This is a genomic window from Psychrobacillus psychrotolerans (genome assembly GCF_900115805.1).
Classification (GTDB): domain Bacteria; phylum Bacillota; class Bacilli; order Bacillales_A; family Planococcaceae; genus Psychrobacillus; species Psychrobacillus psychrotolerans.
The window spans coordinates 223,264-244,344 of the sequence record NZ_FOXU01000002.1 but is presented as its reverse complement, the minus strand read 5'-3'; the positions used below and the strand labels follow the sequence as shown (position 1 = coordinate 244,344).

The following is a 21,081-nucleotide window of genomic DNA, read 5'->3' as shown; positions in this document are numbered from 1 at the left end:
GCGCTCTATAAAAAACGGGCTAACAAACACTCGTTCTTAAACCTAATTTTATATTTTCGAGAATGCTCTGGACATACTTATTTCCATAGTGATCCTCTTAGTAACAGGTAAAAAGATACTTTGTTATAAAAAAATCCCGAGTGTTTAATATACACTCGGGAACCAATGGAAGATTACTGGAAATATTAGCTCAAACCAAATTCATTAATTAGTGATGCTAAGCCGCCTTGGAATCCGCTTCCAATTGCATTGAATTTCCACTCATTATTGTGGCGATATATTTCTCCTACGACAAGTGCTGTTTCAATTGAAAAGTCTTCACCTAGGTCATAGCGAACAATTTCTTCGTTCGTATCTTCATTGACAATTCGTATAAAAGCGTTTGAAACTTGGCCGAAATTTTGTTTGCGTTGGTCTGCATCATGAATAGTTACAGTAAAAACGACTTTTTGCACAATACTAGGAACAAGTGGTAGTTTAACTAGTAGTTGCTCATCGTCCCCGTCACCGTCCCCAGTACGGTTATCCCCAGTGTGGATAACTGAACCTTCTTCACTTTGGAGGTTATTATAAAAGATAAAGCTTTTTTCGTTAAAGGCTTTACCATTTCCGTCTACGATAAACGCGGAAGCATCTAAGTCGAAATCCTCTCCACCACTATATCTATTTGTATCCCAGCCTAGTCCAACTAAGACATTCGTTAATCCTGGATTCGTTTTCGTTAAATCAATTTTTTGTCCCTTTGAAAGGTTAATAACTGACATTTTGTTTCCCCCTCATCCAATTTTAAAGTTATTTTCTTTGTCCGTTTTCATACTTCTTTTGTAATTCTTCTAGGCGAAGACGACCTTCTTCTCTCATTTTACGATTTTCTTCTTCGATTGCTTTAGTTTCGTTCATCCCACGCATAATAGTATCCCATGTTTGCTCAATTGTTTCGATTTTAATACTAGGCTGCCCGGACATTCTAGCGATATCCACACTTTGCTTGGATATATCATTAGCATTACGAAGTAACATTTCATTTGTTCTACGATCTAGCTCACTCATAGATTGGGCCACTAGATTTTGTCTTTTCGCAGAAATGGCATTAATAAGTCCTGTTTTAAAAATTGGTATAGTTGTTACGAATGCTGAATTTATCTTGCCGATCAGCTTCGTATTGCCTCGCTGAAGCATTCTAATCTGTGGTGCTGATTGATAGGAGACCTGTTTAGCCATTTCCAAATCATAAATACGTTGATCTAGAAGTTCAATTGCATTTTGTAAAGAATTCAGTTCCATTAATACTAGCTGATCACCATTTTCAGCTTTTTGCTGTAGGTTAGGCACCAACTGTCTTAATTGGTTTACTTTTAATTCTCCAGCTACAATATACTTTTCCAATTCCATAAAATAGTTGAAATTTTTGTCGTACAAGTCCTCTAGTGTTACAGTAGATTTTTTCATTTCTGTCTCATACTTCGTTATCTCAACAAATACCTTATCGATTTCGCCGCCCATTGTTTGATACTTGTTGAATAGCTTTTCGATTATTTTCTCGCCTTGTTTAAAGATTTTACCGAAAAGAGAGGGCTTTTGAACAAAATCTTTTTTGTCGAACTTATCCATAATTTTGCCGAGTTGTTTTAAAAGTTCACTAGATTCTTCCATACTACTAGACTTAATCGTGCTTAAAATTTGTCCTGTAAATTTGGAGATTTCATCTGCCGGCTCACGACCGAATTCTAATAGTCCAATCTGATTTTTAGGGTCTATTTTTGCAACAAGCTGTAATACTTGTGGGTCACGTTTCAACTTGGCTTTTAAATCATTACTTTCTTCCATCATTTGTTCTTGTTGTTCAATTTCTAACTTTTGTAATTCCATATTTTTTCCCCCTATTTCTATAGAAACTTCTTGAAAATTTTATGAACTACACTTGGCTCCTTAAAAGGATCGTTAAAACTTCGGTCGTCCATCCAGTGTATATCAAAGGTACCTTCCTGAACCCATTTTTCGATATCAAGATGTCCTTTCGGATTTACGATAATAATATCTAGCCCTAAATGATGCATCATACATAAGGCGTTGGCGTCAGATCTGGAAAGTTCAGGACCTTTCTCCTCATTGTAGATGAATATAGTAGGCACAAATTGAGGATAATCGAATGTTTGTAATAGCCGGATAACAAAATCAGGTAGTACCATGGATTGAGCAAAAGCATATAATTGCAAGTCTTCCGTTGTTTCATTGGACTGTCGATTAAGTATTGGTTCGTTCACATGTTTGGCGATAGTCTCTCCAATGGCGGTTTGCGTGCCAAGTGGAAGTTTGTCGTATGTCCACCAATTGGCAGCTTTCATTTTCTCAGGATCTAACATACCATCTGCTTTTAATGCATCTCGGTAATGGAAAAGCTGATTGGTTTTTTGTTCCTTCGTGAAAGGGAACTGACGAATAACATGCGTATCATCTCGTTCTGTTAACGAGTGAACATTATTCCAAAAACGTTTTCTATTTTTGTCTATTCCTAACAGTTTCGCGAAAACTACAGGAATTGTAACTTGTTGGTTACTAACCTGGAAATGGGGACGAATCATTGCTCTTTCTTTAGATATTAAGAAAGCTTCATCTTCAGTTGTTTTCAAACGGATAGAATTGATGGAATACGATTTAAATTGGAATGGCTTGTAAAGACCCGAATCATCATGATGTAATAGCTCGTTAATCTCTTGAGTTGCTTTAAATGCAACGGTTCCTGCAATTTTTGGCATCTCTACTGGCAATAGTTTAACATCTTGAGAAACCTTTGGAAAACGATAACTTAGGTCATCCTCAATGGAGAGTAAGGTTTTTGGCCAAGGCTCGTTAGTTGGGTTGAAAATAACCACATGGAATCCAAAGTCAGCTAAATATGTAAGAAACCATTTTTCACTAGGGGTTGCAGTACCATACCAAAGAAAAGCTGGCATCCCCTGTACGAAATCTATTTCTTTTAGTGCAGGCTCTACATGATTGGATATCCATTTCACAAGATCTGTAGTTATCCGACGATATTCATGATGGAGAGTACCTTCTGTGTAGCTTTTTTGTAACTTTTTCAATAAATCAATTAAAACTGTTTTAATTCGTCTATTTAAACCAGGATCTTTTGAATCTGGTAGTAAAGAATAACCATCCAGAAAGGCGACCATACGATTGGGGGAGAGTCCTTTTTCTTTTTTGTGCAAGTCAAATAACTGATTGAGGGATCTTAACTTCTCGGCAGAAATTTTTTTGTTAAGTGCACCAGTCAAAATGCTTAGTTTTCCTAAGGAATCATTGACTTGTGTATGCAGAATCGAGAAATATTCATCTTCATCTAGGGACATGCCAATATATTGGCAAACTAGTTGAGGATACGTTAAGTTCTCTCCGTCCACTGTTACTTGCGAAGAGTCTCCTAAAGAATCTTTCAACCATCCTCCTATATTAGATGAATCCCACGACTTCATCCTAATGGGATTTAAATTAACCATGGGCTTTCCCTCCTATTCATACATATTATAACAAATAATCGCTTACCTTTTTTAATATTTCTTCTCCAGCTAATACCCCTGCATGATTTGTTATAGAAACGTGAGAGGGGAGATGTCCGCCTTTATGAATTGCTTCGCCGTGAGAGGGGATAAAGCCATAATCGGCATTTAAAACCATATCGAAGTCGAGCATGGAATCTCCGGCGGCAATGACTGTTTTTGCAGCAATTCGCTCTTTTACAAATTGAAGAGCTGTAGATTTGTTTATGCAGGTTGGCATGATATATACTTTTCTCCCCTGGTGGGAAAGAGTGAAACCTTGCTGATAGAAGATTTGCGAAAGACTTTCAAAATCTTCGATTGAAAATGCTTGTTCATCAATAATTAAGTACACAAACCATGATTCTGCTTGCATCACTTTAAGAACAAATTTGTTTTTTGTATAGGTATCGAGTTGGGGTAGTACGTCTTCTATGGAGGTACGATTATGCTGCATTTGAGCAATAACTTTATCTGACCATTCTTTAAGGGGTTTACCGTCCTCTAATATGACTGCTCCGTTGGATACAATTGCATATTTGGGTTTTTCTACTGTATGAAATAATCCAGTAATTCGATTGTATTGTTCAGCTGTTCTAGTTGTTACGGGCAAAAAGGTAATAGAGGGGGAAATATCCTTAAATAGCTGAAGCCCTTTATTGGTCATAAATGCAGTGGCTTTTTCTTCTACCCATTCTACAGCTGTAAAATCTTGTTCGCTAACTTCTTGACCACGTGAATTTTTACTATATATAAGTGTTCGATCTAAATCACTAGCAAATAGGATTGTCATAGCCGATCCTCCGATTCTATCAGTCCGATGGCAAGGTAAAAAAGCCCAGGTACAATTTCTGTAGGAATATTTTTTTCCTTACATAATAGAAGGATATGACGTAGAGATGGGTGTTTATCATCACTAAGTAATATTTTAAAAGGCTTCCTTCTTAATAACACTCTAGTCGTTTCTCCTACACTTGGCTTTACTTTACTAATATCAGCATTTCTATAGAACTTGTGAGCAATCGCTTCTACTTCTTGCATGCCTCTCCAAGTTCGTTCGTTTTTAATGGGAAACTCTTTGCTGAGTTCTTTAATAGTAAGTTCTTGCTCTTGGAATCGACTGGAGATATTAGCGATGAATTCATTGGATACATCCACTTCTTCCAAGTTAGCGTAATACTTTGCTCCGTGATAATCGTCTGCTGCTTGAAAAGCATTATTTAGTACAGTTCGACTAACTAATCCAGAGACTGTTGAGTTCAAACAAGCGTTTGGGATTAGAAAGTCTTCTCTAGTACCGAATAAGGTAGCACATTCGCCAGGGTCTGTTAAAACCGCCAGGTCATCATTTAAATTAAGGTTATAGGTTGCATTTAACTTTTGAATGGACTTTGTTAGCTCATTTTGAATAGCGCCTTTCCCTGTCCAACCATCGACGAATTGTATATGACTTTTTGGGTGAAGCTCTCTAATAGTGCGAACAGCCTGCTCATCGATTCCTCTTCCTCTTAGTATAGATATACTAAAGTGGGGCCACTTAAGTTTCAAATACTTTTCCGCATATCGTTTCATTAAAATCCCGATTGGACTTCCTGCTCTTGCAAGGGAAACGATTACTACGTCATCTGTACCTGCAAATTTTCTAACCCGTCTACTTAAAACCCCTACTAATTGTGCGATATGATCTGCCGAATCATGCAAAGCTTGTTGGTATAGCTCTGTATATTCAGATGTCGGTCGATTTTCAATAGGTAAAGATTCGGAGTAGTGACTACCTCTTTGGAATAATTGTTCTCTAGATTCTACGGAAGACTCAATTTGAACATTTGATAAATCCTTCAGTAAAAAAGTTATATCTTCTGAAGGGTAGCTCGATTTAACCAATCCATCTGTATTAAAAACCATTATATTTCACCTCTAACTGGCATAGTGAGAGACAACCATGAAACAGGTGCTAACGTCTCTAAATGGGAGAGAAGAGGGAACCAAGTAGCAGGGTCCTGAACTGATTCAGAAATAACAATAATTTGTTCCCAATTTGTTTCGGACAGATTATATAGATATTGATCAATACCATTGGAATCCGGCAAAATAAATTTGCACTTATGCTGGATAGGGTATAATTCATCGGTTTTTGCTAAGATTGGACTTCGTGTCGTAGTTTGTACTTTAGTGTTATTACCAAAGGTGAGTGCAAATCTAAGTGGGAAATAGATGTTTTCGCCAATACCTATAACTAAAGTAGATTTATCCCTGTCTAGATTCGGGAGCTTATTGATAAATCTTTCTATCCAACCATCCATTTCTACATGAAGATCACTTGCTAAACCAAATCTTCCCGTGAAGTTGCAGTAGCTACCATGTTCACTCTGATATTTAGAAGTAATTTCTAAAGCTAATTCTTCATCAGCAAACACTGTATGTGATTGCTTATCATCTAAAAAGGGAATTTCTTTTTCTTCAATCGTTGCTTCATTGAGCAGTTTAAATTGACCACCCATAATAGTAATAACTTCTGCAGAAATATTATGTTTGTTCATGAGGTGGATAAAATCTTGTTGATGCACTTCGGTTCTCCAGTCCAAAATAGAGAGGATTTTATACCGTTTACCAGGAAAAGAGACATTTAACGCAACGATTAAATTGGACAGTGTAAGACCAGTCGTTATTTCATCATCTATTAACACAATAGTTTCTGCTTCCTTTAATGTCTGTTCAGGTGCATAAACACTGTGAGATGTTGCATGGGAATGTTCTTCTTCAAAGTAAAAGGAAGGTTCCATATGTAGGATTTCTTCTCTAGTAGTATGGATGTAATGAGCATTTTCAAAGTGATGAAATACTGCATGGCCAAGGCCAGTTGCCGTTTCAGCAAATCCAATGAATACGGTCTTGTTTGGTAATTCAGTTTTATATGCGAGAGAGTCCAAGCTCAGTTGTCGATTTGGAATTTCTGAATTAATCATCTGAATAATTTCATTTACTAATGGATGACCGTCTAAACCTTCATCCTCCATAAGCATAGAAGCCAAAATAGTGCCTGTTCCAAGTGAAATGGCTGGATCCACTGCTAAGTGTTTTCCAAGGAGTCGACTTACGAATAAAAATTGTCGTTTTTTGTTTATTCTCACAGCCATTTGGAAAAGAGATTCCGGAGAGAAATTATATGGATTATCTTTAATGTCGATTTCTAGTTTCAAATCTCCGTGTAAATTATAAGTTTTTAATGTATTGAAGGAAGTCGAGTGATGTAACATGTTCTTTTAACACCCCATAGATTTCTGCTTGGGCAATAATCTTCTTAGCCCAGCTATAGTGAGGTTTTACCTCATTCATTTTGTTTCTAGCAGAACTTCGCAAAACTCCGTTTGTTCTGGATTCATTTTCTACGATTAAACACGCATCTTCAAATAACTCTTTAGGTACTATATATCCACTATTTACAATATTAACCTGTGAAGGATGAATACAGGTTTTACCGTAAAAGCCATTTAAAAGGTCTTGCTGAACCTCAGCCCAGAGAATAGACTCTATACTATTTGGATCATTGAATAGACGAAAAGAATCCTGAGATTCAAAGTATTCATAAACTGGACCAGAAACAACAAAGTTATCCTCTTTGCGATTGAATTTATTAAGTATATCGGTCAAACAGTTTGTGATGAGTAGCAACTCATATATTGTTCTGTTTCCTGGTCGTCGTAGACTGAATAGGCTAGTAAAATCCGTCGCACCAACCCGTATAGTCAGTATAAGTTCCTCGAATTGCTTGAAAACTGTATATAGGTTGGAAAGTTCTTGTTCTCTAGTCTCCGTGTAAATAATTTCTTTTGTTTCTAAAATAGGTAGTGCATATAAATGAATAGAGTGTTGATTGTTTAAACTTTGTAGACATAAAAAAAAGTTTGTTGCATTAGAAGCAGTACATTTTGGAAGGACAATTCCTGTAATAAAGCGAATGGTACTCCCTAGTAAAGAAGCTATTTTGTCTAAATGTTGAACGGTTCTTACTCGGATAAATAAGAGAGGAATCTCATGTGTATCTAGTGAGCCATTTTGTACTTTCTGTTCCATTGACTTTAATTCACTTACAACATTTAGTTCTGCGTCTAAAAGCTCTGAATCGGAAACAGCATCTTCTAAACAAATGATCGCGCTAGTTAAGTTCTTTAAATTATTATTCGATAGTTTATAGGTGAAATTGGGCATTGAACCTGGTAAGTATAAAGCTGCTCCCATAGCCATCCCTAATTTTTTTCTCTCCATATTGCTGGAGAAGTCGCTAGGTGGTATATGAAAGAATTGACGTATCTCTTTCTCACTAACCCCTCTGAATTGTCTCATATTTTCCACTCCTAAGAATGAAGAAGGGGAGTTATTAGGTATACCCAAATACCTCGGCATTCTTCAGATACTAAAACCTAAAACAAAAAGCAAGGTAGCATGCCCTTGCTTTTTGAGAGAAGTTATTAATTCAAGCCGAAATCTGAAACTAATGCTCCAAGACCGCCTTGGTATCCACTTCCGATTGCGTTGAATTTCCATTCGTTATTATGGCGATATAATTCACCGACAACAACTGCAGTTTCAATGGAGAAATCTTCCCCAAGATCATAGCGAATTATCTCTTCTTGTGTATCTGCATTTAAAATACGTACATATGAATTACTTACTTGACCAAAGTTTTGACCTCTATCTTCTGCATCGTGAATAGTGATACTAAAAGCAATTTTATCAACAGATGATGGTACAGTGGATAAGTTTATGTTCACTTGCTCGTCATCGCCATCTCCATCACCTGTACGGTTATCTCCTGTATGAACGACAGAACCATTACCACCAGTCGCATTATTATAGAAGATGAAGTCTGCTTCAGTAGCACATTTTCCATTACTGCCTAGAAGGAATACGGAAGAGTCTAAGTCAAAGTCTTTCCCGCCATCGTATTTATTAGTGTCCCAACCTAATCCAACTGTTACATTGACTAAGCCTGGGTTCGATTTTGTTAAATCTACCTTTTGTCCTTTTGATAAGTTAATACCCATTAATAACCACTCCTTATAAGTATTTGTTTGCTATAGAACCGATATCTAAATCTGCTGTACCTTCGCCAATTGCAGAGAACTTCCATTCTGATCCATGACGATATAGTTCACCAGGGAACAAGGAAGTCTTCCCAGCGTAGCTTTCCGTCAAGTTATAATGTATTAACTCTTCTTTACTCCCGCTATCTACTAAGCGGATGAAGGCATTTTGGATAAGCCCAAAATCTTGTTTTCTTTGTTTTGCTTGATAAATATTAACTACAAACACCAACTTATGTACAGAAGGTGAAATAGCACTTAAGTTTACATTTATTACTTCATCGTCACCATCGCCATCACCCGTACGGTTATCGCCAGAATGGACAACACTGCCATCTTTACTAGTTTTGTTTCCAAAATAGACTAAGTTTTCTTTAGATAATAATTTGCCTTTTTCATCTAGAAGTATTACGGAGGCATCGCAATCTATTTCAGCGCCAGCAGCACTGCCGCCACCACCCAATAGTCCACCTAAAAATCCGCTTTTTTTCTTTTCTTTTACAACTGGATCCCAACCTAATCCGACCATAACACCAGATAAGGAAGATCTGCCTTTTGTTAAGTCAATTTTTTGACCTTTAACTAAATTAATACCCATTTCTTTACCTCCATTTTCTAGTCATATAATATATACGACGAAATGCTGTAATAAGTTTCAAAAAACCAAAGCTTTTATTAGCAGAGGATAGTGTAATTTTATCAGAATTTTTCACCTTTAGCTATTAAGTTGAATGATATACATCTAGTTAATATAAATGGAAAGAGGCATTCGTAATAAAAGTAGAGGAGAAGCAATATGTTTCTGGCAACATATCGCTTCTCCTCTATTATTATTAGTTCTTATTTAAAAACTCTAGTAAGTCTTGATGATTCTCTGGTGTTACTCCGTGCCCATCAGTATACGTTTTAAAAGTCACATTGGCTCCCGTAGTTTCGAAATACTCCTTACTACCTTGTCCCCATTGTGATGGAATTACGTAATCATAGTCCCCATGAGATATAAAGATGGATAAGTGAGTAGTGCTTTGCTTACTATATTCTGTTTTTACAAAATCAGGTATATACCCACTTAATGCGACCACTTTACTGATTTCAGGTCCCATTGTTAGTGCTACTGTTTGAGCAAGGATAGCACCTTGACTAAAGCCTAGTATTGTAATGTCCTTAGGATCTAAGTTGTACTCAACTATTGCTTTTCGAATGAAAGCTTGAAGATGCGTGACAACCTTATCAAATACATCTCTTATAGGCTTTCCTATTTCTTCAATCAGGAAGAATGAATAGCCAGGTTTATGTACGATAGGACCCCGTAAGCTAAAAATATGATGCGTATTTTCAAAATCCTTTACTAGCTGAGGTAAATCTTCTTCATTACTCCCCATACCGTGTAGTAAAAATAAGGCTGGTTGTTTTTGATCAGCATTGTTAGGTGCCGTATGGTTAAATGTAAAAGGAGATTTCATATATTATACTTCCCTTCAATTAGAGTATGTCTATCTTATCATAGGTAGGGGGCGAAGCTTGTGGTGAGAGCTTTAACTGATGTTTTTTGCCGTACATATTTACAAGAATGACACTTGCAATAGCAACGAATCCTCCACCAATAGATAGGGCAGAAGGTAGCTCCTGCAACCAAATCCACGTCACAATAATTGCAACGACTGGCTCCAAATACAATGAGTTTGAAACGGAGCTTGCCTCACTATAAGACAGCGCCATGGCCCATGTTAAATAAGCAATTGCAGTTGGGAATATCCCTATATAGACTGCAGAGATATTAGCCTCTAACGTTGCGTGTTGTATTCCCTCGAGAAGTCCAGGTGCAAAGAATAAAAAAGGTATCGTACCTACCCAAGTAAAGTAGGCAGTCAATTCAATGGCAGTATACTTTTTATATAAAGGTTTCTGATAAACAAAAAATATTGCGGTAGAAAAGGCTGCCATAATAACGAGAAATACTCCTGGTGAGATACCTAAAGATCCTCCACCTGTCCCTAAAGCAATCATTAGAATGCCGACAAATCCAAATGCTAATCCAAACCAACCAATTCTGCCGAGTCGTTCTTTTAATACGATGATCGCAATAATAGTTGTGAAGATAGGGGCGGAACCAATTAGCATACCTGCGGTTCCTGCAGATATCGATAGTTGCCCAAATGTAACACATAGATGGTATACACTAATCCCGATCAAGCCGAGAATGACTATTTTAAATAGATCTTCCTTGTGAGGTAATCGAAATTGGACTCCAGGCCACAAGGCAATAATAAAGAATATAATAGAAGCAATCAAAAATCGAACTAATATTAAATGCCCTGCAGTATATCCTCCCTGCAAGCTAGCACTAATGGAGGCAAACGAAGAACCCCAAATAGTTACTGAAAATAATGCCAGTATTAACGCTTTTGTATTCAAATATTTCACCAAACTTCCTAAACGGTTTAAAAAATCTTTAATCCTGCAAACAACTAATCCTACAATAATTTTATCATTCGTACAATAGGTGCTATCAACAAGCGAAAACAAGACCTGAGAATCTAGCCGATTCTCAGGTCTTGTTTCACTTCAGATGGTAGTTAATCGCAGCAATTCCTAACGTTTTTGCAGCTACTAACATTGCACGTTCATCAAAATCGAACTTGGGACTATGATGTGGGAAAACATCTCCTTCCGGCATGGCCCCCGTAAAGAAGAAAGTACCTGGAATTTCTTCTAGGTAATAACCAAAGTCCTCACCGATCATCAATAACTCAGATTCAATCACTTCGCTCACTCCTGGAACAGTTCTAGCTATTTCTGCAACATAGTCTGTTTCTTCTACATGATTAATTACAGGAGGATAGCCTCTTTCATATAGGAAAGAATAAGAGCAATCCGCTGTATAGCAGTTGCCTTCTAAGACGCGTTTTAATTCATTTTCCATTAAATCTCTAACGTCAGGTTTAAATGTGCGAACGGTACCGGTCATTTTCACCGTATCTGCAATAATATTGAATGCGTTATCAGCGATGAAAGATCCTACAGAAAGCACTGCGGATTCAGTAGGATTTACTCGTCTAGAAACTAATTGCTGTAAGTTTACAACTAACTGTGAGGCAACTACGATAGAATCCTTTGTGTCGTGTGGATTTGCACCATGGCCGCCTTTTCCTTGGATAGTGATTGAAAAACGATCTGCTGCTGCCATAATGGGGCCACTTTTATATTCAATGGTACCGAGGGGCGTTTGAGACCATAAATGGGTGCCAAATATAACATCTACACCTTCCAAACAACCAGCCTCGATCATTGGTTTAGCGCCACCAGGAGCATATTCTTCCGCATGCTGATGGATAAATACATATTCACCTGCTAATTGATTTTTAAATTCATTTATCGTCCGAGCAAGTATTAGTAATGCAGCGGTATGTCCATCGTGACCACAAGCATGCATGACTCCTGGAACGGTTGATTTATAAGGGACATTTTTTTCGTCTTGGATGGGAAGAGCATCGAAGTCTGCTCGCAATGCAACAGTTTTGCCTGGTAAAGTTCCTTTTACTCTTGCAACAACCCCATTGCCTCCCACATTTGCTTGGAAAGGTATTTCTAATTCTGTATAGAATTTTTGTATATATTTTGCTGTTTCGACTTCTTGAAACGAAACTTCCGGATGCATATGTAAATATCGCCGAATACTGACCATTTCATCGTATGATGCCTCAAGCTGTTTAATAATATCCATACTCATTTTTAATATTCTCCCCTTATCTGATTTTTCAATAAACAAAGTATATCAGAGATTGAAGTCATTTTTATGAACTTACGCATATTTCCCATTAAATAGACCAAGCTATTTTTATAGCAAATCAAAAGGAGGAAAGAAAAAGTGAATAGATTACTCAAACTAGTATTTATGATGCTTCTCATCGGATTACTGACTGCATGTGGTAATAATAATGATGATGAAGCGAAAGACAACGGGACAGATAAAACAACAGAAAACACCGATATGGTAGATGAAGACATGAATGGAACAGATGCAGGTACTACAGATGGCAATGCTACAAATGGCGGTACAACAAACGATACTAATGCACAAGATGTAGAAGTAGCCGATCAAGTAGCAGATAAAATTACAGAGTTAGAAGAAGTAGAATCGGCAAGTGTATTAGTAACAGACAATAATGCATACGTGGCAGTAGAACTAAAAGAAGGTACGGAAGAGACAGAAGAAATAAAAACTAAAATTTCAGATGCTGCTAAGAAAGAAAATGCTGACTTCAAAAATGTGTATGTATCAGCCAATCCAGATTTATCGCAACAGTTTAAAGATTATGGAGACAGAATAAGAGCAGATGAGCCAGTAGAAGGGTTCTTTAATGAATTCACAGATACAGTGGATAGAGTATTCCCGGACCGAGCAGAGTAATTATAAAGGAAAAAACCGATTCCCAAAGGAATCGGTTTTTTTACGGAACACAAGTTATTTTAATCCAATATTTGCTTTTACATCTACTTCTGCATATTTTCGTTGATCTGCTCGAGCCCCAAAAAGTGTGCCGATCCATCCACCTAAGAATCCGAGAGGAACTGAAACTAAAGCAGGATTGGTGAGTGGGAAAAGAGCTTCCCCAGTAAAGGCCATTGAACCGTCCGCAGCCCACAAGTTAGGGCTTATTGCCACAAGTATAAGAGCAGAAAAGAGACCAGTGATTATAGCGGTCAAAGCACCAGTGGTATTAAAGTTTTTCCAGTAAATTGTATAAATGATTACTGGCAGGTTTGCACTTGCTGCAATACAAAATGCAAGAGAAACTAGGAATGCCACGTTCATAGACTGTGCACCGAGTGCTAGCAGTATAGAGAAAGCAGAAACCCCAACAGAAGCAAGACGCGCAGCGTTCATTTGTTGTTTTTCTGTTGCTTTACCTTTTTTGAAAATTTGTCCATATAAATCATGTGCAAAAGCGGATGCTCCTGAAAGCACCAAGCCAGCTACAACGGCTAAGATTGTAGCAAATGCAACTGCTGAGACAAACGACATTAGAATATCTCCACCTAAAGCCTGTGCTAATAAAGGAGCAGCCATATTTCCAGCCGGATTAGCTGCTATGATTGCATCAGAACCTACAAATGCAGCAGCACCAAATCCTAAGAAAATAGTTAATACATAGAAGATCCCTACAATCCAAGTAGCGTAAACAACGGAGCTACGAGCCGTTTTTGCATCTTTTACAGTAAAGAAACGCATTAGAATATGTGGTAAACCAGCAGTTCCTAGCACTAATGCAATCATCATAGATATCGTATCTAGTCCGTTTGTATATTTCACACCAGGATGTAAATATGCTTCACCATTAGCGGTTATGGATTTCATTTCTGTAAACATGCCTAGAATATTAAAGTTGAATTTCCACAATACTAGGACGGAAATAAGCACAGTACCGACCATCAACAAGGCAGCTTTTATGATTTGTACCCAGCTAGTTGCAGCCATTCCACCCCATAGTACATAAATAGTCATCATGACACCGACTAAAAGAACAGCAACCCAATAATCGATTCCTAATAATAATTGAATAAGTGCACCTGCACCTACAAGCTGTGCAATCATATAAAACAAAACAATAGTTAATGTACTTATAGCAGCCGCTGCACGAATTTTCTTTTGATCGAACCTAGCAGTAATCATATCTGCAAGAGTATATTTCCCGAGATTTCGTAGTGGCTCAGCTACAATATATAACACAACCAAGTAAGCTACTAAATAACCAATGCTGTAAAAGAAACCATCAAAACCGAAAAGTGCGATTGCGCCTGCGATACCTAAGAAAGAAGCAGCGGATAAGTAATCTCCAGCAATCGCAATTCCATTTTGCCAGCCAGTTAATCCGCCACCAGCTGTATAAAATTCACTGGCTGAGTTTGTACGCTTGGAGGCTATATATGTAACAAATAAAGTTAGTCCAACTATTGCTACAAAAAATGCCAATCCTATTACATTCATTTATAGTCACCAGCCTTTTCTTTTTCAAAAATAATCTCTGCTTCTTTATCAAAATCATTGGCACGGCGGACATAAACCATGCATAATACCCATGTCATTACAAAGAGTGAAAGGGCATAAATCCAAACCCAAGCGATATCACCAAATGCATTATTATTTAAAATAGTCGTATAAGAAGTCAAAATGGGAAGCAAAATATAACTCAGTAAGAAAAATATTGTTATTGGTAAAATAAATTTGTTTTTCTTTCTTTTCAGGGATTTGAACTCTGTACTTTCTGCAATCGCAGAATAATTAGGCGGACCCCCTTTTTGGGGTGTTGTTTTCTTTTTATCTAGAGGTTTCGTCTTATTTAAAGCAGTTTCGGTCTTAATCGCCATGCACGTTCCTCCTAAATTATATTCAATTTTTAGAATTTTCTATCTAAAAACTGTAAATCTATCATAATAAAGATTAATAGAGTAAGCAATTATTAATTCACAAAATATTCATATTTATGCCGTAACTCCTATTGATATTATTTAAAAATAGTATTAGCGAAAGATAGATAAGTCGGATTATGCAATTTCTCAGCTAAAAATGATAACATAGATAAGTTGAATAAATTACGTATTTACTTACGATAAAGAAGGAGGTTTGTTCATGAGCCAATCAGCAACCTTAGTTAAGACATTGCGCTGTAATTTAATGATTACTAATAAAGCGCGCAAAGGAATTCAGGAATGGTCAACTGATGAACATGCCTTTTTTAACATACAGAGTTCTTTTGAAGTACATATTGAAAAGCGCCCAGTAAATAATCATGGAAATACATCACTGTCCATATATTTTGATAATGTAGCAAACAATAAGCTCGCTGAAAAAATGGATAACCGTGTAGTAGTGATGGAGTGTATCCTGCAAAAAGACGGTTTACTTGCAACGGGTCTTTATGTGAGAGGTCCGAAGGTTCCTGTTCGTACTAATCGCCGTCTCCCGGTCAATTTAACATTTGTTACTGCTAAAAATAATGGTGCAGGCATGCCGCTAGCATTGCATACAAAAATTCAAGAACTCCCTGTAGCAGAAGAGCGTTCAGAGTATGTAAAAAAACGAATTTCTAGTTGGGAAGGTTATTTGAAGATTCAAGAGCGTAATGCAGATATTGCGGATATAACTAGTCCATACTCTAAACTTATCTTCAATGCAGATTTTAGTCGTATGAGCTTGCAAGGCTGTACGATGAATGCGAACGAATGGAAAAACTTAAGAGGTCTTAGTGTAACGTTAAAAGGTTTCCAAAATGACGTAGGCGATATATTGAAATCAGATCGAGCAAAACAAACAATTGAAATAGAAATCAAGCCAAAATATAGAGAACTTGCAAGGAAAAATCAATGGAATCCCAAATCGAAAGAGGCAGTTTTTAGTAATTTCGCCTCACTCAGTCAAATTAGACGTCTACGGAAGGGATTTGAAGATTTACAAAATGGGTTAGCTGCCAATCCAAATCTCGAGAAAATTTTATTCGAAGATCGGCCAACCATTCGTGTGAATGCAAAGCGTAAAGAATTAGAATTCCATAACCAGCTAAACGAATTCCAACAAGAAGCGGTAATTGGTGCGATGTCAGCGGAAGATTTATATGTGATTCAAGGTCCGCCTGGCACTGGAAAAACAACGGTCATCTCTGAAATATGTCAACAAAATGCAAAGGCCGGGTTACGTACTCTTGTAGCGTCTCAATCTAATTTAGCAGTAGACAATGCACTTAGTAGATTACTTTCAAACAAAGAAATTCGTATTCTGCGATTCGGTAGGACAGAAAGTATTGAAGAAGAGGGCAAAAGGTTTATCGAAGAAAACGTGGGGCAGTATTGGAAAGAACAAACTTTATCTGCCTTACAAAAAGAGTTGGATGAACACTCTTTAAGAGAAGGTCAGCTCCTTAAACAAATAGCTGGATGTAAGCTTCAAATTGAGGAACTTAGTAAAGAACAAATTTTATTGAAAAAAGCTATTGAACATAAAGCAGAAGCAAAAGTGGAGTATGAGTTAGGAATAGAAGAGATTAAAAAGTTAAAAAAAGCATTGGTTTTATTAAAAAAAGATCATGAAGAGCTAGAATCGAGATTATATGAAGTACGAGTAAAGTCGGAAGCTTTAGCGCATGAAGTAAATACTATGGAGCAATTCCTTGTGTCTAATCCGACAAAGCAAGAACTTGTCACCGAAATAGACTCTCTTATGGTAGAGATAAAGGGAATTCAAAATCACCTTGTATATAAGGACACGATAGCGTCCCTGCAACAAACAGAAACAAATGTAGAAACATATAGAGAGAAGTATCAAACCGTACTGACAAAGTTAAATCATCTTGAAACGTTAAAGACTGATATAGATTCTATCAAGAAGATAGATCAGCTAAAAAGTACAATGAAAGAGTATGGAATAGAACTTTCTTCGCAACTACAGCAACAGATGGCTGAATTAGATGAGCTAATAGACAAAATTAAAGCATTCAATGATTGGCAAGATTTAAACTCTCGCTTACACGCTGCTATAGATTATGTAGAAAAGTTACTTCTCAAGTATAAATTCCCTGTTGAAAATGTAAAAAATAACATGGGAAGAAGCGGTATTTTGTTTGATACTGAATATACGGTAAAAGAAATTCATCAGTTTATGAATCGGATGAAGCACATTATGACGGGTGATGATGAACTAACAACCGAAAAGTTAGCTATATTACTGGAAGGATTATATGTAAGAGAAAAATTTGTGATAAAGCAGAAATCAATGATTCAGTTAGTAAAAAATAGTTCCATTACTAAGTTTCAAACGATTAAGTCACAAGTGCTCAGTGATAGCAATAGAGAGTTTATATCACTTCAACATCTTCAAACTGATATAGCTAATAAGACCATAAATGAAAAGAAACAACTAGAGTTTCTTCAAAAGACAGTGAATGAGCTAAAGACGGAGATCGATACAACCAATCTACTCTTGATACACTCGGATTTAAGAGGCAGGAAATCGGAAATCGAGGTCTCTCTTGCCAAATTGAAGAAAACGAAAGAAACGGTTATAAGTTATATGGAACAACTGGAAATGAAAAAGAATCATTTTCAACAGCTAACCAAGGAACTAGAGGGAAAACAAGCTATTCTCCAAGACAACGATCAAAAAATTAAACAAGTGAATGCAGATGGTTTAGAGCAAGAGCGCAAACTAAAAGCTTTAGATGAAATTATACTTCAAAACCCTGAACATGCATTCGACAAAGTAGGGGAAACGATAAAAGAAACTAAAGAAGAAATAGTAAAGCTTCAACTAGAGAAGGATCGCCTTCCAATTACGCAAACAGTGCAAAAAGACTGGCACTCACTATTAAAGGATGCAAATGACCACGATTTAGATGAAATTCGTAAGTTATATGTTCGTCATGCCAATGTTATTGGAACAACATGTGTTGCATCTGCGCGTAAAGAATTTATGGAAAACTACCCTGTTTTTGATGTAGTTATAATAGATGAAGTTTCTAAAGCAACTCCACCTGAATTGCTTTTACCAATGTTAAAAGGCAAGAAAGTTATTCTAGTTGGTGATCATCATCAGCTACCACCTCTTGTTGGAGAGGATACTCTAGATGAAACACTACAGGCTATACTAGAAGAAAGTGAAAATCTAGAGGAAAAGGATGAGTTAAAAAAACTTTTAAAGGAATCATTATTTGAACGGTTATTCAAAAATTTACCTAAGACGAGTAAAACGATGCTAGCAATCCAGTATAGAATGCATGAAAGTATAATGCAGACAATCACTCCGTTTTATGAGGAAGAGAATTATCGACTCCAATGTGGGTTGGTTGATTCAGATTCTGCCCGAGACCACCTACTTGAATCGCGCTACGTGAATAGAAAAGACCATCTGTTATGGATAGATATGCCCAACCAAAAACCGTATTTTGAAGAGCGTATGAAGGATGGGAAAAGTCGTTTTAACCAAGCGGAGTTAGATACTATTCGTGACGTACTAATAGATTTAAATGAGGCTACGGCAATTGCTAAAAAAGAAGGAAGAATGAATCCTGATGAACGTAAAAGTATTGGGGTCATTAGTTTTTACGGAGAGCAGGTCAAGCGAATTGATCGACTTATTCAACAGCAGGTTAACTTAACTCATTTGACCTTTCGAACTGGAACTGTAGATAAGTTTCAAGGGATGGAGATGGATGTCATCTTACTAAGTATGGTAAGGAACAATCAAGAAAAGAGTGGAGACATTGGATTTGCTAATGACTACCGTCGCTTAAATGTGGCATTATCAAGAGCAAGAGAGCTGCTTGTTTTAGTAGGAAGCTCCGATATGTTCACTAAACGAGCAAAACAAAAAACTTCTAGAGAAATGTATGGTCGCTTGCTTCAAATTGTAAAAGATAAGAACGGATGGACTAACTTTCAAGGTGCCAGAAAGAAATAATGTTTAGGTTATAGGAGTATATTAAAATGATTGAACTAGAAAAACGCCTCAAAAAAGAGTTACTACAAAATGTTCAAGCTAAAGTAGTTTCATCCACAGCGTGGACGATTCCACTTCATACAATTGAAGTGGAATATAAACCTGTAAAACGTATAAAAATGGATGTTCTAATGAAAATGATGTTGATAACATGTCAAAAAGCAAAAGTAACAAGTGCTATGCAAATTAGTGAGTTACTACTTGTGGAGCAGTTATTTATGGAAGATTTGATCAACATTATGAAGAGAACTCAATTAATAGAAATAAAAAATCAAGTTTATACGTTAACTGAAAAAGGGATTAAACAACTCAACGATGGAATATTTGAAGAAGAACTAGATGCCCAAAGCCAGAATTTACTTTATAGCCCAAGCCACTCTACTTTTTTACAGGGAGAAATAAAACCGGCATTGGACGGCGAAGAAACGTTGAATCTTTTCCGATATGCCTCGGAGGAAAAAGTAAGATTTAAATGGGCAGAAGACGTACTAGTTGATGCACTTCAAGCAAATGGAATGGAAAAAGTGGATGGAGATCTTCAAACCGTTGTATCTGAAATTGTATCCAACACGGAACTATATGTAGATGATGTTCCTTGCTTTGAATTTATTTTATACAATCCATCAGAGGATCTTCTATACGCGAGAGTCTGGAATACATTTCTTGAACAATGGGATGAAACACTCGAAAATGAGCTGAATGAAAAAGAACGAGTTATTTGGCGAGAGAAATTTTTAAATGTGGGTACGTGATTATTTTTATGTGAGAGAGATTCATTGCTATACAAGAGAGAAATTAGCACGAACAAGAGGCATTTATTCCTATACGAGAGCAACAGGAAAAGCCCGATTAGCGAACCAATGCTAATCGGGCTTTCTGTAATCATTTCTGGGTATTATAATACTCTTTAATCGGTATAAAAAGTCCGACTTTACCATACTCATCATGATCTAGTGTAGCAAATACAACGCCAATTACTTTCCCTTTGTCATCCAATACAGGGCTGCCACTATTTCCTCTATACACTGGAGCTTCCATCATCATTACAGGGACTTCCCAATCACTTAACTGATAAAAATCGATTAATGTTCCTTCATTCGCAATACCTGTAAATTTAAGTGGATTGCCGATAAAGGTAATAGGATCACCAAATGAGTAAGATGGTTTTTCTGCAAGCTCTAAATAAGGGAGGTCTTTTTCATCTACTTGTAGAATTGCGAGATCTATAGATGGATAGGTTTGTATAACATCTGCTTTAAAACGTCCCGCTTCTGGAAACCCGACTATTACGCTTTTATTGTCATCGACTACATGATAATTGGTGAGAATTTGTCCTTCCTTTGAAATAGAGAATCCAGTTCCCTTGCTATCATTCGTTAAAACAACAACAACGGCTTCCTTATATCGTGCAATATCTTCCTGTGCTGATAACTTAGCGGAAGTTTTGATAAATTCAATGGCTGGAATGGAATAGATCTGAAAAATGATTGCAAATGTATTGACGAATAAGACAACAGCCATTGTCCAGAATATCCATTTTGGAAAAGGTCGCTTCGGTTTTGGTCTTGTTTTTTGTAACGCTTCTTTTTCTAATGCTTCTCTTTGTGCTTCTAGAACTAGTATCTGTAATTCTTCATCAGTAATGTCTTCGAATTCTTTCTCAATTGATTCCTTGTCCACATCATCACATCCTCTGTAGCTCTTTTTACATTATACCAAATCATTTCCATTGAAATTTAATCGAGAAGAGTATATTATATAAACATAAGCTGCATTGTACGTATGGATATTAAGTTTTAACCTTTAAGCTGTAATAGGGAGTTTTATATAGAGCTGGAATGACACGCCTTGTTCTCTTTTAGACAATAAGGACATGCAGGATAGTATCTGCGAACACCCACTTTGAGGAGTGGTGGTTTAAAACTTTCTAATGAATGTACGGCAAAGGCGGCTTACTTAAAAAGTCTAA

Annotated in this window: 18 protein-coding genes and 1 other RNA gene; 4 read left to right on the top strand and 15 right to left on the bottom strand. The window is 36.8% G+C overall.

Annotated features, from left to right (window positions below):
• Positions 1 to 185: 185 nt before the first annotated feature.
• The 12 genes from BM260_RS06255 to BM260_RS06200 form a co-directional block, all read right to left on the bottom strand.
• The gene (locus BM260_RS06255) at positions 186 to 764 is read right to left on the bottom strand and encodes a TerD family protein (RefSeq protein WP_093536187.1); all 579 of its coding nucleotides are present in this window, start codon (positions 762 to 764) and stop codon (positions 186 to 188) included.
• A gap of 28 nt (positions 765 to 792) precedes the next feature.
• Positions 793 to 1,869, bottom strand: coding sequence for a toxic anion resistance protein (locus BM260_RS06250; protein ID WP_093536185.1), 1,077 nt, complete (start codon positions 1,867 to 1,869; stop codon positions 793 to 795).
• Positions 1,870 to 1,886: 17 nt separating this feature from the next.
• Positions 1,887 to 3,500, bottom strand: a complete 1,614-nt coding sequence (locus BM260_RS06245) for a YceG family protein (RefSeq protein ID WP_093536183.1) — start codon at positions 3,498 to 3,500, stop codon at positions 1,887 to 1,889.
• Between the two features lie 25 nt (positions 3,501 to 3,525).
• Positions 3,526 to 4,332, bottom strand: coding sequence for an HAD family hydrolase (locus BM260_RS06240; protein ID WP_093536181.1), 807 nt, complete (start codon positions 4,330 to 4,332; stop codon positions 3,526 to 3,528).
• On the bottom strand, positions 4,329 to 5,444 hold the full coding sequence (locus tag BM260_RS06235) for a cysteine protease StiP family protein (protein ID WP_093536179.1): 1,116 nt from the start codon (positions 5,442 to 5,444) through the stop codon (positions 4,329 to 4,331). Before BM260_RS06235 ends, BM260_RS06240 begins: the two co-directional genes overlap by 4 nt.
• The gene (locus tag BM260_RS06230; RefSeq protein WP_245762649.1) at positions 5,444 to 6,796 is read right to left on the bottom strand and encodes a phosphoribosyltransferase domain-containing protein; all 1,353 of its coding nucleotides are present in this window, start codon (positions 6,794 to 6,796) and stop codon (positions 5,444 to 5,446) included. Before BM260_RS06230 ends, BM260_RS06235 begins: the two co-directional genes overlap by 1 nt.
• Complete coding sequence (locus BM260_RS06225) at positions 6,753 to 7,883, bottom strand: HpcH/HpaI aldolase/citrate lyase family protein (protein WP_093536177.1); 1,131 nt, start codon at positions 7,881 to 7,883, stop codon at positions 6,753 to 6,755. The genes BM260_RS06230 and BM260_RS06225 overlap by 44 nt, the downstream gene beginning before the upstream one ends.
• Positions 7,884 to 8,008: 125 nt before the next feature.
• Positions 8,009 to 8,584 (bottom strand): TerD family protein, encoded by a 576-nt coding sequence (locus tag BM260_RS06220; RefSeq protein WP_093536175.1) that lies wholly within the window; start codon positions 8,582 to 8,584, stop codon positions 8,009 to 8,011.
• Positions 8,585 to 8,597: 13 nt separating this feature from the next.
• Positions 8,598 to 9,221, bottom strand: a complete 624-nt coding sequence (locus BM260_RS06215; RefSeq protein ID WP_093536173.1) for a TerD family protein — start codon at positions 9,219 to 9,221, stop codon at positions 8,598 to 8,600.
• A gap of 235 nt (positions 9,222 to 9,456) precedes the next feature.
• Positions 9,457 to 10,086 carry an alpha/beta hydrolase gene (locus tag BM260_RS06210; RefSeq protein WP_093536171.1) on the bottom strand — a complete coding sequence of 210 codons (630 nt, stop codon included), beginning with the start codon at positions 10,084 to 10,086 and terminating at the stop codon, positions 9,457 to 9,459.
• Between the two features lie 19 nt (positions 10,087 to 10,105).
• Complete coding sequence (locus BM260_RS06205; protein WP_322788066.1) at positions 10,106 to 11,047, bottom strand: DMT family transporter; 942 nt, start codon at positions 11,045 to 11,047, stop codon at positions 10,106 to 10,108.
• A 136-nt stretch (positions 11,048 to 11,183) separates the two neighbouring features.
• Positions 11,184 to 12,353: a M20 family metallopeptidase gene (locus tag BM260_RS06200; protein WP_093536169.1), complete on the bottom strand. Its 1,170-nt coding sequence runs from the start codon at positions 12,351 to 12,353 to the stop codon at positions 11,184 to 11,186.
• A gap of 138 nt (positions 12,354 to 12,491) precedes the next feature.
• Here BM260_RS06200 and BM260_RS06195 point away from each other — a divergent pair, with 138 nt between their 5' ends.
• A complete protein-coding gene (locus BM260_RS06195) occupies positions 12,492 to 13,034 on the top strand; it encodes a YhcN/YlaJ family sporulation lipoprotein (protein ID WP_093536167.1) in 543 nt (180 codons plus the stop codon).
• 54 nt (positions 13,035 to 13,088) lie between these two features.
• On the opposite strand, the gene BM260_RS06190 is transcribed toward BM260_RS06195, so the two are convergent.
• Positions 13,089 to 14,612, bottom strand: a complete 1,524-nt coding sequence (locus BM260_RS06190) for a solute symporter family protein (RefSeq protein WP_093536165.1) — start codon at positions 14,610 to 14,612, stop codon at positions 13,089 to 13,091.
• A complete protein-coding gene (locus tag BM260_RS06185; protein WP_093536163.1) occupies positions 14,609 to 14,992 on the bottom strand; it encodes a DUF485 domain-containing protein in 384 nt (127 codons plus the stop codon). The genes BM260_RS06190 and BM260_RS06185 overlap by 4 nt, the downstream gene beginning before the upstream one ends.
• 262 nt (positions 14,993 to 15,254) lie before the next feature.
• Between BM260_RS06185 and BM260_RS06180 the strand changes: the two genes are divergently transcribed.
• A complete protein-coding gene (locus tag BM260_RS06180; RefSeq protein WP_093536161.1) occupies positions 15,255 to 19,073 on the top strand; it encodes a DEAD/DEAH box helicase in 3,819 nt (1,272 codons plus the stop codon).
• Positions 19,074 to 19,099: 26 nt separating this feature from the next.
• Complete coding sequence (locus BM260_RS06175) at positions 19,100 to 19,864, top strand: hypothetical protein (RefSeq protein WP_093536159.1); 765 nt, start codon at positions 19,100 to 19,102, stop codon at positions 19,862 to 19,864.
• Positions 19,865 to 19,994: 130 nt separating this feature from the next.
• Here BM260_RS06175 and BM260_RS06170 read toward each other — a convergent pair whose 3' ends face one another.
• A complete protein-coding gene (locus BM260_RS06170; RefSeq protein WP_093536158.1) occupies positions 19,995 to 20,792 on the bottom strand; it encodes a S1C family serine protease in 798 nt (265 codons plus the stop codon).
• An 83-nt stretch (positions 20,793 to 20,875) separates the two neighbouring features.
• On the opposite strand from BM260_RS06170, the gene ssrS reads away from it, so the two are divergent.
• Positions 20,876 to 21,070: non-coding RNA, 6S RNA (ssrS, locus tag BM260_RS06165), on the top strand.
• Positions 21,071 to 21,081 lie beyond the last annotated feature (11 nt).